Annotated in this window: 10 protein-coding genes; 7 read left to right on the top strand and 3 right to left on the bottom strand. The window is 70.3% G+C overall.

Annotated features, from left to right (window positions below; all coding sequences use genetic code 11):
• The first annotated feature begins 15 nt into the window (after positions 1-15).
• The 4 genes from GA0070214_RS10510 to GA0070214_RS10495 all read left to right on the top strand — a co-directional run bounded on the left by GA0070214_RS10510 (position 16) and on the right by GA0070214_RS10495 (position 7,079).
• On the top strand, positions 16-1,815 hold the full coding sequence (locus tag GA0070214_RS10510) for an alkyl/aryl-sulfatase (RefSeq protein ID WP_091261783.1): 1,800 nt from the start codon (positions 16-18) through the stop codon (positions 1,813-1,815).
• Between the two features lie 160 nt (positions 1,816-1,975).
• On the top strand, positions 1,976-2,971 hold the full coding sequence (locus tag GA0070214_RS10505; protein ID WP_377463049.1) for a formylglycine-generating enzyme family protein: 996 nt from the start codon (positions 1,976-1,978) through the stop codon (positions 2,969-2,971).
• Positions 2,972-3,027: 56 nt separating this feature from the next.
• The gene (locus GA0070214_RS10500) at positions 3,028-5,397 is read left to right on the top strand and encodes an arylsulfatase (RefSeq protein ID WP_279615647.1); all 2,370 of its coding nucleotides are present in this window, start codon (positions 3,028-3,030) and stop codon (positions 5,395-5,397) included.
• Between the two features lie 629 nt (positions 5,398-6,026).
• Entirely contained in the window at positions 6,027-7,079 is a 1,053-nt protein-coding gene (locus tag GA0070214_RS10495) for an FUSC family protein (protein ID WP_244167643.1), read from the top strand.
• Positions 7,080-7,193: 114 nt separating this feature from the next.
• Here GA0070214_RS10495 and GA0070214_RS10490 read toward each other — a convergent pair whose 3' ends face one another.
• From GA0070214_RS10490 to GA0070214_RS10480, 3 genes are all read right to left on the bottom strand, one after another.
• A complete protein-coding gene (locus tag GA0070214_RS10490) occupies positions 7,194-7,832 on the bottom strand; it encodes a GAP family protein (protein WP_091261780.1) in 639 nt (212 codons plus the stop codon).
• Positions 7,833-8,213: 381 nt separating this feature from the next.
• Positions 8,214-8,477: an AMP-binding enzyme gene (locus tag GA0070214_RS10485; protein WP_244167642.1), complete on the bottom strand. Its 264-nt coding sequence runs from the start codon at positions 8,475-8,477 to the stop codon at positions 8,214-8,216.
• Between the two features lie 180 nt (positions 8,478-8,657).
• Complete coding sequence (locus tag GA0070214_RS10480; RefSeq protein WP_244167641.1) at positions 8,658-9,404, bottom strand: GMC oxidoreductase; 747 nt, start codon at positions 9,402-9,404, stop codon at positions 8,658-8,660.
• A gap of 41 nt (positions 9,405-9,445) precedes the next feature.
• Here GA0070214_RS10480 and GA0070214_RS10475 point away from each other — a divergent pair, with 41 nt between their 5' ends.
• The 3 genes from GA0070214_RS10475 to GA0070214_RS10465 all read left to right on the top strand — a co-directional run bounded on the left by GA0070214_RS10475 (position 9,446) and on the right by GA0070214_RS10465 (position 14,721).
• Entirely contained in the window at positions 9,446-10,036 is a 591-nt protein-coding gene (locus tag GA0070214_RS10475) for a TetR/AcrR family transcriptional regulator (protein WP_091261779.1), read from the top strand.
• Between the two features lie 374 nt (positions 10,037-10,410).
• The gene (locus GA0070214_RS10470) at positions 10,411-11,253 is read left to right on the top strand and encodes an alpha/beta fold hydrolase (RefSeq protein WP_208602707.1); all 843 of its coding nucleotides are present in this window, start codon (positions 10,411-10,413) and stop codon (positions 11,251-11,253) included.
• Between the two features lie 513 nt (positions 11,254-11,766).
• Positions 11,767-14,721 (top strand): ATP-binding protein, encoded by a 2,955-nt coding sequence (locus GA0070214_RS10465; protein ID WP_091261778.1) that lies wholly within the window; start codon positions 11,767-11,769, stop codon positions 14,719-14,721.
• The last annotated feature ends 62 nt before the right edge of the window (positions 14,722-14,783 follow it).

The raw sequence follows: 14,783 nt of genomic DNA, 5'->3' as shown, positions 1-14,783 counted from the left end.
CACGGAGGTTCCGCAATGGACAACCCACTCGACTTCGGCGATCGGACCGACTTCGCCAACGCCGACCGCGGCTTCGTCGCCGCGCTGACGCCAGGTGTCGTCACTGCAGCCGACGGGCGGGTCGTGTGGGACGCCGACGCGTGGGCCTTCCTCGACGGCGAATGCCCGGACACCGCGAACCCGAGCCTGTGGCGGCAGAGCCAGCTGTGCGCCCGCCAGGGCCTCTACCAGATCACCGAGGGCATCTACCAGGTACGCGGCCTGGACCTCTCGAACATGACCATCGTCGAGGGCGACACCGGAATCATCGTCGTCGACCCGCTGCTCAGCGTCGAGACCGCCGCGGCGGCGCTCGGCCTGTACCGCGCCCACCGCGGCGACCGCCCCGTCACCGGCCTGGTCTACTCCCACTCCCACGCCGATCACTTCGGCGGCGCCGCCGGTGTCACCGACGGCGACGTCCCGATCCTCGCGCCCGCCGGGTTCATGGAGCACGCCGTCGCGGAGAACGTGTACGCGGGCACGGCGATGACCCGCCGGGCGAGCTTCATGTACGGTGCCACGCTGCCCGCCGGCCCGGCGGGACAGATCGGGTTCGGGCTGGGCAACGCCGCTTCCTCCGGGACCGTGTCGCTGTTCCCGCCCACGATTGACATCACGCACACCGGGCAGGAAGAGACCATCGACGGCGTGCGGATCGTGTTCCAGCTGACGCCGGGCACCGAAGCGCCGTCGGAGATGAACTTCGTGTTCCCCGACCACCGCGCCCTGTGCCTGGCTGAGAACGCCACGCACACCATGCACAACGTGCTCACCCTCCGCGGTGCGCTGGTCCGCGACGCGCGAATCTGGTCGCGTTACCTCACCGAGGCGATCACCATGTTCGACGGTGCGGCCGACGTGGTGTTCGCCTCGCACCATTGGCCGACCTGGGGCCAGGACAACATGACGCGATACCTGACCGAGCAGCGTGACCTGTACGCCTACCTGCACGACCAGACGCTGCGGCTGGCCAACCAGGGCCACAACGCCGCCGAGATCGCCGAGATGATCCAGCTTCCGCCGGCGCTGGACGCGGCATGGCACGGACGCGGCTACTACGGGACGGTGTCGCACAACGTCAAGGCCGTCTACCAGCGCTACCTCGGCTGGTTCGACGGCAACCCGGCCAACCTGTGGCAGCACCCGCCGGTCGAGACCGCCAAGCGCTACGTCGACTGCTTCGGCGGGGTCGACGCCGTCCTGACCAAGGCGCGCGACTACGCCGACGCCGGGGACCTGCGGTTCGCCGCGCAACTGCTGCAGCACGCGGTCTTCGCCGACCCCGCTCGTGGCGACGCGAAGGAACTGCTCGCGCAGGTGTACGAGAAGCTGGGTCACGGCGCGGAGAGCGGCATCTGGCGCAACTTCTACCTCACCGCCGCGCAGGAGCTTCGCCACGGGCCCGACGTCACCCCGGTCGACCTCGGCGGCGGCATGGCCGCGGTGCTGTCGATCGAGCAGATCTTCGACACCCTGGCGATCCGGGTCGACGCGCCCAAGGCATGGCACGACACGATCATCATCGACTGGACGTTCACCGACCTCGGCCAGTCGTACCGCACCACGCTGCGCAACGGGGTGCTCGTCCAGCAGCAGAACCCGCCCGCCGGGAACCCCGATCTCAGCCTCACCCTGACCAAGGCGCAACTGCTGGGCATGCTGGCCGGCAAGGGCCTCGGCGGCATCACGCACGACGGCGATCTCGACGGTCTCACGCGCATGCAGGGCTACCTCGACGCGCCCGATCCTCGCTTTGCGATCGTGACGCCCTGACGGCGATGTGATCGGCCGGTTGCCGCCCCTCGCCGTCGACGTATCCGGCCCTCCTCAGGCGGGCCGGATACGTCGACCGCGATCCACGCCGCAGGCCAGGCGAACGGTCCACCCGCCACCCGCACACCGACCTGAGACCGAGCACTATCAGGGGACGAGCATGAGCAACACCGACGGCAGCCCGCGGACCACGCGGCCCACCCCGGGACGACAGGCCGAGGGCATGGCGTGGATCCCCAGCGGCCGGTTCACCATGGGATCGGACCGCCACTACCCGGAAGAGACCCCGGCCCACCCGGTCGATGTCGACGGGTTCTGGATCGACCCTGCCCCGGTCACCAACGCCCAGTTCGAAGCCTTCGTCGAGGCCACCGGATACGTGACGACGGCGGAACGGCCCGCCGACCCTGCCGCGTACCCCGGTGCCGACCCGGCGCTGCTCGCACCGGCCTCTGCGGTGTTCACGCCGCCGCCGTATCCGGTGGACCTGGGTGACCCCTACCAGTGGTGGTCGTACGTGCCCGGCGCGAACTGGCGCCATCCGGGTGGTCCCGGCACGTCGCTGCGCGAACGCCGCGACCACCCGGTAACCCACGTGGCCTATGCCGACGCCCTCGCATACGCGCAGTGGGCCGGCAAGCAGCTGCCCACCGAGGCCGAGTGGGAGTACGCCGCACGCGGCGGCCTGTCCGGCAGCGAGTACGCGTGGGGCGACGAGTTCAACCCCGGCGGCAACCACATGGCCAACACGTGGCAGGGCCGGTTTCCGCACGAGAACCTGCGGTTGGACGGCTACGACGGGACTTCACCGGTCGGCGCCTTCCCAGCCAACGCTTACGGTCTCCACGACATGATCGGCAACGTGTGGGAGTGGACGTCCGACTGGTACGCCGAGCACGACCGTCTCGCACCGAAGGGGCCCAACTGCTGCGGCACTCCCGCTTCCCGGGTCAACCCGGCCGGCGGCACCGAGTCCGACAGCTTCGAACCCGGCCAGGCGCACCTGCGCATTCCCCGCAAGACGATGAAGGGCGGCTCGCACCTGTGCGCGCCGAACTACTGCCGCCGTTATCGCCCCTCCGCGCGGCTGGCCCAGCCGGTTGACACCTCCACCTGCCACCTGGGCTTCCGCTGCGTCGTGCGGCCGGCGTCGTGACCTGCCGCCGACCCGACGGCGTCCGCATCACCCCACCGCATCGAAACGGAGAACCCGTGCCTGCGCATGACGACCTGCCCCGCACCACGCTGCCCATGCCCGACCGGCCCAAGCCGGGGCTGACCACCTACCACGCACGGGATCCGGACACCTCGTTCGCGCCGATCACGCCGGTGCGGCCGCCGACGGGCGCGCCGAACGTGCTGGTGATCCTGCTCGACGACGTCGGTTTCGGCGCCTCCAGCGTGTTCGGCGGCCCGGTGGACACCCCGGTGGCGCAGCGGCTGGCCGACGGCGGGCTGCGCTACAACCGGTTCCACACCACGGCGCTGTGCTCGCCCACGCGGCAGGCGCTGCTGACCGGCCGCAACCACCACTCGGTCGGCATGGGCGCGATCACCGAGCTGGCCACCTCCGCGCCGGGCTACAGCACCATCCGGCCCAACAGCAAGGCGCCGCTGGCCGAGACGCTGCGGCTCAACGGCTATGCCACCGCTCAGCTAGGCAAGTGCCACGAGGTCCCGGTGTGGGAGACGAGCCCGGCCGGCCCGTTCGACCGCTGGCCCACCGGCAGCGGTTTCGAGTACTTCTACGGTTTCATCGGAGCCGAGACCAACCAGTACTACCCGACCCTCTACCACGGCACCACCCCGGTCAAGCCGACCCGCACCCCGGAGGAGGGCTACCACCTCACCGAGGACCTGGCCGACCGAGGCGTGGACTGGATCCGCCGCCAGCACGCGCTGCAGCCGGACCGCCCGTTCTTCATGTACTTCGCGCCCGGCGCCACGCACTCCCCGCACCACGCGCCCAAGCAGTGGTGCGACCGGTACGCCGGGCGCTTCGACGCCGGCTGGGACGCGCTGCGCGAGGAGATCTTCGAACGGCAGAAGGAGCTCGGCGTGATCCCGCCCGACGCGGTGCTGACCGCCTTCAACCCGGAGATCCCGCACTGGGACGGCATGCCTGACGACCTCAAGCCGGTGCTCGCCCGGCAGATGGAGGTCTACGCCGGATTCCTGGCGCACACCGACGACCAGATCGGCCGGCTCGTACAGGCCCTGGACGACCTGGAACTGCTCGACAACACGCTGATCTACTACATCATCGGCGACAACGGCGCCTCCGCCGAAGGAGCCATGCATGGCACCTTCAACGGATCGATCAACTACAACGGCATGGGCGCGCTGGAAACCCCGGAGTTTCTGCGCGCGCGGATGGACGAGCTCGGCACTCCCAGCTCGTACAACCACTTCGCGGTCGGCTGGGCGCACGCGCTGTCCACGCCGTACCAGTGGACCAAGCAGGTGGCCTCGCACTGGGGCGGCACCCGCAACGGCACCATCGTGCACTGGCCCGCCCGCATCACCGCCGCCGGCGAGCTGCGCGAGCAGTTCGCGCACGTCATCGACGTCGCCCCAACCATCCTCGAAGCGGCCGGGCTGCCCGAACCGACCACCGTGCACGGCGTGACGCAGGCCCCGATCGAGGGCGTCAGCATGCGCTACACGTTCAGTGACGGGGCCGCGTCGGAGCGCCACCAGACGCAGTACTTCGAGATCGGCGGCAACCGCGGCATCTACCACCGGGGCTGGACCGCGGTCACCCGGCACCGTACGCCGTGGCTGCTGCTCGGCGCGCAACTGGCCGCCTTCGACGACGACGTGTGGGAACTGTACGGCCCCGAGGACTGGACCCAGTCCCGCGACCTGGCTGCTGAGCAGCCCGACATGCTGCACCGACTGCAGCGGCTGTGGCTGATCGAGGCGACCAAACACGGGGTGCTGCCGCTGGACGACCGGGGCGCCGAGCGGTTCAACCCCGACCTGGCCGGGCGGCCGCAGCTGATCCGAGGCAACACGCAGGTGCTGTTCCCCGGAATGGGCCACCTGAACGAGAACTCCGTCATCAACATCAAGAACAAGAGCCACGCCGTCACGGCCCAGGTCGTGGTGCCCGACGCCGGCGCGGAGGGCGTCATCATCGCCCAGGGCGGCATGGCCGGCGGCTGGAGCCTGTACGCCCGCGAGGGGCGGCTGCGCTACTGCTACAACCTCGTCGGCCTGCGCCACTTCTACATCGACTCCGATGTCGAGATCCCGGCCGGGGAGCACCAGGTCCGGGTGGAGTTCGCCTACGCCGGCCCCGGCCTGGCCAAGGGCGGCACTGTCACCCTCCACCTCGACGGCGTCGAAGTGGGCCGCGGCACCGTGTCGGCCACCCAGCCGGTGATGTTCTCCGCAGACGAGGCCACCCACGTCGGCCGGGAGTCCGGCTCCACGGTCACCCCGGAGTACCCGGCCCGGGGCAACGACTTCAGCGGCACCATCCGTTGGGTCCAGATCGACGTCGACGCCGAAGCGGCCAACGCCGAGCACCTCATCCCCATCGAGGAACGCTGGCGCGTCGCCATGGCCCGGCAATGACGGCCCGCCAAACGGCGCCAAGCGGGCAGTGACGAAGGACGGGTGGGGTGAATCCGAACGCCGGCCACCCTGCCTGTCCTCACATCACCACCGCGGCCACACGACACGTGATGCGGCCGGACTGGACAAGCCAGCGACCGTGTGCACATCGCGGCCGGGTTCGGGCCAGGCCGTGGGATCAGCGCAGGCGAACCGGTCCCCGTGCAGTTTGGGCGGCCCGCACTGCCCAGGGTCTTGGCCGGCGTCCCAAAGCGAATGTCCACAGCAGGCTGCTGCGGGCGGCGTGCCGCATTCCGACCTACCCGCAAGACGAGCCTCAGCGGTGAGGTGTCGGTGTTCGCCGAGACGTCGCAGGGGGCCTCGGCGGCGACCTGCTCGGTTCGGACCGGGGCCATCCACCGGCTGACGATGCTGCGGTCGGTGCCGTTGCCGATAGCGGCGCGGTAGCGGTCTCCAGAGCGGGCCCCTAGGGCTTAAAGATCTGATGCGGCAGCTTCGGGATCTCGAGCATCCGATCGCTGTTGGCATACGACGATGTCGTTGGGGAGCCGATGGATACGCGGGGGTGAGAGGTGCTCGGCCGGCTTCGGGGTGCGTTGAGCGGGGGTGTACGGCGGGGGCGCCGAGACGTGTACGAGCGGCTTCGCACGTACCTCATCGTCGCGGCGCAGGCGGGTGTGGCAGCCGAGCTGTCCTGGTTCATCACCCGCGACGTACTGCACAATGCGCAGCCGATTTTCGCGCCCGCCGTCGCGATCGGCACGATCGCGGGAGCCATCGGCAATCGAATCAGGCGCGCGCTGGAGTTCATTGCCGGCGTGACCATGGGGGCGGTGGTCGCGCATGTGATCACGCGGATCTTCGGGGTAGGGCCGGTCCAAACCGGCGTGGTCGTGGCATTGGCCATTGCGGTGGCAGTCGCGTTTCGGGGCACCGGCGCGGTCCTGGCGCAGGCAGGCGGCACAGCTCTGCTGTTGGGGTCGGTGGCGCAAGGACCGGATCTGGCGGTGCCCCGAACGGCAAGTGCGGTGGTCGGTGGTGTCGTCGCCATCGCCGTCGCGTTCCTGATCCTGCCACTCAACCCGCTGCGCGTCGTACATCGCAGCGTCGGTCCGACGCTGGATGCCTTCGCCCGTGAGCTGACGGCCGTCGCCGACGCACTGGCCCATCGTGACCCTCAACAGGCCGAGTGCGCCCTGGAGCGCTTCTCTACGGCATGGGAGAAAAGACAGAAGACGGCCGAGTTGGTGGCCGCGGCGCGGCAGGTCGCGATCCTCTCACCGTGGCGGAGACGACGGATCGGCATCATGCGCCGGTGGGAGCACGCCGCCGAGCACCTCGATGCGGCCTACACCTCCACCCGCGAAATGGTGCACTGGGCGGTCGAGACGCTCCGCGCCGGTGAGCCGGTGCCGGCCGGCCTTCCACCGTCGATCGAGCACGCCGGCCAGGCGCTGAGGCTCCTGTATCGCGACGTCGTCGCCGGCCGGGAGCCAGGTCCCACACGCGCGCGGGCAATGCAGGCGATCAAAGAAGTCAACCAGGCCTGCTCCGACGGTGTCGAGTCCTCCGTAACCGTCGTCGTCGCACAACTGCGCGCCACCGTCAGCGCGCTGCTACAAGCCTCCGGACTGCCAGAAGCAGAGGCGAATAGGCTGGCGGGCCTGACGGCCTCCGAATAGCTACGGCGGTGCCAGCGGATGGTGACGCAGGGCCGCAGGGCTCCTGGCTCCGCGTCAAACGGTCTGAACCCCGACTGGCAACCTCCAGCCCGAGGGTGATGCGCGGGCGGGGCCTTACTTGAGCAGGTCGGACACGACGATAGCCACGAAGATCAGGATCACTGCCTCGCTGACCCACCACGAGTGGTCGTTGGCCCAGTTGCGGATCTTCGGCAGCGCTGCTGCCGCCCGCTGACCGAACGCGAGCAGGGCGAGCAGTGGCAATGCCAGTAGCAGCAGCGTCAGACACAGGAACGGCAGCAGATGCCACCACGGCTTGCCGTGGCCCGCCAGGCTTGCGGCGACAGCCAGCATGGTCGCCTCGTCACTGGGCATGGCGAGGAAGAGAAGGACGCCCAGCCCGAGGGCGAAGCGCGGCTTGGCCTCCTGCAACCTGCTCATCCACTTGGGCGGCTGGGTTCTCTTGCGGCGGGAGAAGATCATCGCCATCAACGCCAGCAGCACCAGCAGCACCACCCAGTCGATCAGGTGCCGTTCGCCGTCATTCTTGTGCTGCCCGTTTCCAGCGGCACGCACGGTGTGGAACACGACGTACCACACAGTCAGCGCGACGAGTACGGCGAGCCCAGCTCCGACCAGGAAGGCAAGCGAGCTGCGCTTCGCGTCCCTGCTGGAGGCCAGGAAGATGGCACTGATGATCTGCGGACCGGCGATCATCACCAGTGCAAGCGGTAGGACGCTCAGCAGGTTCATAACCCTCCTACCTGCCCCTCATTCTTCGCCGGGCCGCGCCCCCGCGGACGCCCTTTGCACGAACGGTCCGACGCAGGCGCCGCCGACCGGCAAGATCCGTGGTTGGGCGCGGGGGGCCACCTCGCTCAGGTGAAGCGGTTCACCGGGTGACGATCGGGCCGGAGACCAACGGATGAGCATGGACCATGCGGCAGCCAGAACCGGGCCGTGGTGGCTGACGGCCATTTCGGCCTCGCCGCTGGCGCGAGCCCGGTGGGCTCGCGCCAGCGGGGAAGAAGGGCGGGCGATTGTCCTTCGGGGCGAAGGGCAACCTGCTTCGCTGCGGGGCCGCGCTGAGCCTGGAGGCGCTTTACCCGACCAGTTCGGCCGGCGCGCCGCCGCCTAGCGTTTGCGGATCTTGCCGGTGGCCGTCTTGGGCAGCTTGTCGACGATCCACACGTGCCGCGGGTACTTGTACAGCGCCGCCCGCGCCTCGACGTGCTCGCGCAGCTCTTCGGGGGTGGCGCCGTCCTTCAGCGCGACCGCGGCGCAGACCTGCTCGCCCAGCTTCGGGCGGGGATGCCGATGACGGCCACATCCCGCACCGCCGGGTGCTCGTACAGCAACTCCTCGATCTCGCGAGTGTAAACGTTGTACCCGCCCCAAGGATCTCGCTGAGCGCGGCCTTGCGCGCGCACTCGTGGGTGTTGTAGGCGTCGGTCAGCGCGTTCTTGCCCCGGTTCTCGAACCAGGCGACGGTGGCGCGCAGCAGTCGCCGGCTCTCCTCGTCAAGGGGGTGGGGCCGTAGGTACACGGGTTGAGCAGCAGCGTCACTTCGAGGGCTCCTCAGCGCTCCGGGCGCCGGCCGCCTCCGGCCGGGTGGTAGGTGCAGGCAGGTACGGAAGGCGGAAGGCCGCGAAGGCGGCCTCGGGCACAGCGGGACGAATCGGTTTGACCGGCGGGGATGGACCGGTACGGCTCTCCCTGGGCGGGGCGCAGGTCGGCCTCGCCCTTGTTCCGCCACAGCGACATGGCCCGCTCGGCCTGAGCGGTGACGGTCAAGGCGGGGTTTACCCCGACGTTGGCGCAGACGACAGAGCCGTCGACGACGCTGATCCCAGGGTGCCCGTAGAGGCGGTGGTAGGGGTCGATCACGCCGGTGTCGGGGCTGTCGCCGATGGGGCAGCCGCCGATGAAGATCGCGGCCAGAGGGATGTCGAAGATCTCACCCACCGAACTGCCCGGGAAGCCGTTGATCTCGCGGCCGAGCAGGCGGCCCGCCTGCTCGGCCGCAGAGATCGAGGTCGGGCTGGGGGCCCCGTGCCCCTGTCGGGAGGTCAGCTTGGCCTTGCCTCGGCGCACCTTCTTACCTGAGCCGGTGCCGAAGTTGTCCAGGGACTGCATGACCAGGCCGATGATGGTCCGCACCGACCAGCGGCGCCTGCTCAGCGAATGGGCGAACAGCACCGGGTGTCGGACCCAGGTGACGAGGAAGTGCAGCGAGCGCGGGCCGCGGCCGCCGCCCGGCGCCTGCAGCACGGACAGCAGGCCCAGAGCCAATCCGTCGTTTCGGCTCTCCGATCCCTGTTGCACCGCTCCCTGAAGGTAACTGGAGCCGCACGTAGGCTTCGGGCATGGTGAGTCGGGTGGAGCGTGGGCCGGGTCGTCCGCGGGAGGAGCGGGTGACCGGGGCGGTTCTGTCGGCGGTTCTGGAGTTGGTGACCGAGCAGGGTATGGCCGCGGTGACGATGGATGCGGTGGCCGCTCGCGCGGGCGTCAGCAAGCCGGCCATCTATCGCCGGTGGCCTTCCAAGCACGACCTGGTCATCGCGGCGGCGGAGAACCGAATCGGCGTACTGACCGTGCCTGACATGGGCGACTTCCGTGCCGAACTCCGTGCGGTGCTCGACGCCCGTGTGGAGGCCTACCGGATACCGGGCACGTCCCGGCTGATGGCGGGCATGATCACCGCGGTGGAGGAGGGCGGCGACGTCAACGGTGCGTATCGCGGATACGTCTCGCGGATCATGGGTGAGACGAGGAAGATCCTCGAGCGCGGGATCGCGCGCGGTGACGTCCGCGCCGATGTCGATGTGCAGGCCGCAGCGACGCTGGTCGCCGCGCCACTGGTGTACCGTCTGGTGATCGAGCGGCAGCCGCCGGACGAGCGGTTCGCCGCCGACCTGGCCGACATGATCGCACGCGCGGTAGGTGCCGCAGCTTGACCCGGCAGCGCCGGCCAGACCTCGCTCTTTCTGGCCCGAGGCGACGTTCCTGACGCCGGTGGCCGATGGTGGCGGGTCGCGGGTAAACGCTGGGACGCTGCGGGCAACGCCGCGCTCAGCGAGATCCTCGCGTTCTACGGCCGCTCGGTCATCGTTGCCTTGCGGACAGGTTCCCGATGAGTGTCCGCCCCGCCAGTCGTCCATCTCTGAGCAGTCGCATTCGTTCGACCGACGCAGACCACCGGCGGGGACGCGTCGCTTGTGCCGCCGTCCCCGCGCCACCGGCCCACGACGCCGCCCTGGAGGTTCCTGATGTATCCGACGGTCCACTCGTTCCGCAAATCCGGCGGCGTCAACGCGACGGCGGAGGTGTGATGACGACGGTCGAGGCGGACGGCGTAACGCTCGGGGTCGAGCACTTCGGCGACGCGGCGGCTCCGCTCGTCCTGCTCGCGGGCGGCACGACCATGCTCTCCTGGCCCGACGCACTCTGCCAGGCGCTCGCGCGCGGCGGGCGCCACGTGGTGCGGTACGACCTGCGCGATTCCGGCGTGTCGACCACCGTCGACCCCGAGGCTCCGTCGTACACGCTGCGCGACCTTGCAGCCGACTCCGCGGCGCTTGCCCGCGAACTCGACCACCGGCCGGCGCACCTGGCGGGCATCGGCGTTGGCGGGATGGTCGCCCAGGTCGCCGCGCTCGACCACCCGGACGCGTTCTCGGCGCTCACCCTCGTCGGAACGCGGCCCGTCGCTCCAGGCCCGGTCGACGGCGACCTGCCTGACCATGACACGGCGACGATGGGCCGGCTGTTCTCGCGTGCGATGCCCGACTGGTCCGACCGCGCCGCGGTCGCCGAGTTCGCCGCCGCAGGCGCGGAGATCCTCAACGACGACCCCGTCGCCGCGCACGCGACCGCCGCGCAGATGGGACCGCACGCCGAGCACGGAGCCCGCGGTGCAGATGGCCAACCATCTGGGCATGGTGTTCGCCAGGCTCGACTGCACACCGCGCTGGCGCGAGCGCCTGTCCGAGCTCGCGATCCCGACGCTGGTGGTGCACGGTCGCCGCGACCCGTTCTTCCCTGTCGGCAACGGCGAAGCGCTCGCGCGCGAGATCCCTGGTGCGCGGCTGCTCGTGCTCCAACGGGCCGCGACGGCGATCCCCGGGCGGCCGCCGATGAGGTCGCGGCGGCGATGCTCGCGCTCCAGGTGTAACCGGCCACCACGTTGGTCGGTGACACGCCGCTGGTCGGCGGAGTCCTCGGAGTGCGGTGTGCGCCGGTGCGAAGCCGGCACACCCAGCTCGGGGCCGAGCCAGTCCTGTCCGCGGGCCTGACGGCGACCACTTCGCGACCGATCAGTGGCCCGTGTACGTGTCGACGATCTCGGCGCCCCGGTCGGCGCGGTCGGCGGCCGGGTACCACCGCAGGAGTTTGGTGTAGCGCTCACGCAGCACATCGGTCACGCGACACCACCGTCGAGCTGCGCACCGGAGGGTCCGGTCACCGGGCGCGATGGCCGGTGGTCCGCCAGGCGGGTGGTGGCCGCCTCGACAGCCCGGCGCCGCTCCGAGCGGCCCAGCACGCTGGTGGCCGAGGCGTGAATACCAGGAGCCGTGGGTGCGCCGGCTGGGCCGGGGACAGTGTTGTTCCAGCCAGCAGTGGCTCCGCAACGCAAGTCGCCGTGATGCTACTTGCGCCCGAGCAGCGAAAAGAGAGATCATCACGCATGCTCGACCCCTCGCCCGAGGACGAACGGACTTCACCGACGGTTTCCACGCCGCATTTCGTGGGTCGTGATCGGGAGATGACGGCGCTTCGGGGGGCCTTGGCCCGGCCACCGGCGATCGTGCTGGTGGAGGGCGAGGCGGGGATCGGGAAGAGCCGGCTGCTGCGGGAGTGGTTGGCCACGCCGGACCAGCACACCGCCTTGGTCTCGGTGTGTCCACCGCTTCGCGAGTCACTGACGTTGGGGCCGATCGTCGACGCGTTCGGTGGGATCGACCGGCCGGTGTCCCGGTTGCGGCTCACCGAGCTTGCGGGTGCGTTACGACCCCTGTTCCCTGAATGGTCGTCGGACCTGCCGCCCGCGTTGCCGCCCTTGGACGATGCGAAGGCGGCGCGGCATCGCCTGTTCCGCGCCCTGGACGAGCTGCTGCGGGCTCTGCGTGTCGACGTTCTCGTGCTCGAGGACGCGCACTGGGCCGACGAGGTGACCTTGGAGTTCCTGCTGTTCGTCACCTCCCGGCAGCAGTCGGACGGGCCGAGCCTCGTGATCTCCTATAGGCCGGAGGAGGTGGACGCCGGGTCGCTGTTGCTGCGGCTGACGTCCCGGCTGCCTGCTGGCGTGACCCAGCTGAGGATCGCCCTGGCGCCCATGCGACCCGACGACACGGCAGCGCTGGTGTCCTCGATGCTGGACGGCAATCCGATTTCGCAGGAGTTCACGACGTTCATGCACGAGCGGACCGGTGGCGTTCCGCTGGCGCTGGAGGAGTCGGTTCGCCTCATGTGCGACCGTGCCGACCTCGTCTTCCGCGACGGGCAGTGGGTCCGGTTGAAGCTGCGCGAGCTGCAGGTGCCGCCGACGGTGCGCGACTCCACCCGGGAGCGGGTGGGCCGGCTGTCGCCGACGGCGCAGCAGGTGCTGCGGGCCGCGGCGACGTTGGCTGAGCGGTCGTCGGTGGCCACGATCGCGATGACCGCCGGTCTGTCACCGGATGCGTGTCGAGGCGCTGTCGCGGAGGCGGCCGATGCCGGCATCCTCGACGGAAACGACCGGGGCCAGTGGCGGTTCCGGCATGTGCTGGCCGCCACGGCTGTCTACGAAGCGATCCCGTTGACCGACCGCAGGCACTTCCACCTGCTGGCCGGCCGGGCCTTGGAGGACATCCATCCGCCGCCTGTCGCACGCCTTGCCCGCCACTTCCGAGAGGCGGGCGAGACGCAGTCCTGGGCGCGGTACGCCGAGCAGGGCGCCGAGCTGGCCATGGCCTCGGGTGACCACACCAAGGCCGTCGACCTGCTGGTCGATCTGCTGTCGTGGGCTGTGTTGCCGCCGGCGGATCGGGCACGAGTCGCGCGCATCGCCGGAGTAGCCGCACTGGGCCGTCGTGAGCCGGTCGACGAGGTCTACCACCGCGTGATCCGTACCTTGCGCTCGGTGCTGGAGACCCCTGGGCTCTCCGCCCGCCAGCAGGCCGAGATCCGCAACCCCCTGGGTCGGCTCCTGATCACCGGAGGCGAGGCGCAGGCCGCACTCAGCGAGCTCGAGCAGGCGGTGGCCAACCTCGACCACGACCCGGTCGAGGCGGCCCGGGCGATGACCTACCTCGGATGGGCCTATGCGGGACCGTGGCCGGCGTCGACCCACCGGCGTTGGCTGGATCGCGCCGCCGAGCTCACCGCCGAATTCGACTCTCCCGCGGAGCGGCTGAACCTGGCCGGCAACCGGGCCGCCGCGTTGCTCATGCTCGGCGAAGAGGAGGCCTGGGACGTCGTCGCCGACCTGCCCGTCGACGGCGCGACCTCGGCGGAGCGTCTCGACGTGGCCCGCATCCACGCAAACGTCGGGACCGGCGCGCTGATCTGGGGTCGGTACGCCGACGCCGAGGAACACCTCGCCGTGGCCATGCGCCTTGCCGAGGCCGAGCAGGCGTCCCGGTTGCAGCACAACGTCCGACTCGAACAGGCCAACCTGGCGTGGCTCACCGGCCGGTGGGAGGGTCTCGCGGAGCGCAGCGCGGCACTCGCCGATGCCGACCGGGACCGGCCGGCACACTACCTCGGCAGCATTCGGCTCGCGGCCCGGCTGGCAGCCGCTGCCGGACGGCGGCGCGCTGCGGAGGAGCAGTTCCGGCTGGTCCTCGAGGAGTCCGCCCGTCTCGGCGCAGCCGACGACACCATGGAGGCCGCCGCTGCGCTGGCCAGACTGTGGCTGACGGACGGAAACAGCGCCCGGGCGCTGCAGGTCACGAACGAGCCGATCGACACCGTCCGGAGAAAGGGCATCTGGGTCTGGGCGACGGACCTCGTCCCCGCCCGGATCGAGGCGCACCTCGCCGCAGGCGACCTGAAGGCAGCGACCCGCCTGAACGACCAGTTCGCCAGAGGACTGCGTGGCCGTACGGCGCCCGCGCCGCGCGCCGCGCTCACCGTATGCCGTGCCCTGCTGCTCGCCGCAGCCGGAGACCACGCCCGCGCGGCGACCGCCTACGATCGGGCGGCACGCGCCTGGAGCGCGTTGCCGCGCCCCTACGACGCCATGCTCGCCCGCGAGCGTCAAGCCGAGGCGCTCATCGCGCAAGGCCAGATCGAACAGGGCCGAGAGCTGCTGGCCGCGCAGTACGAGCAACTGTTCAGGCTCGGCGCCCGCGGCGACGCGGACCGTGTCGCGCAGCGGCTTCGCGAACACGGCGCCGAGGTGCCGCGATTGTGGCGCGGCGGCCGACGGGGGTACGGCGACCAGCTCTCACCTCGCGAGCTCGACGTGGTCCAACTGGTTGTCGCCGGCAAGACGAACCGGGAGATCAGCCGGATCCTGGCGAAGTCGCCGGCGACGGTGGATCAGCAGCTACGTGCGGCGATGCGCAAGCTGAAGGTGACCTCCCGGACCGCGCTCGCGGTCAAGGCAGTGGAGGCCGGAGTGTTCGCAGAAGAGGAAACGCTCGGCGGCGTGCCGTGAAAATTGACGTATCCGCTGGATAGCGAGTGGTCACTCGTCCGCCGAGCATGACTGCATGATCC

Origin of the sequence: Micromonospora chaiyaphumensis, assembly GCF_900091435.1 — a bacterium.
Taxonomy (GTDB): Bacteria; Actinomycetota; Actinomycetes; order Mycobacteriales; family Micromonosporaceae; genus Micromonospora; species Micromonospora chaiyaphumensis.
Note: the sequence above shows the minus strand (reverse complement) of the source record. Positions and strands in the feature narration are given on the sequence as shown.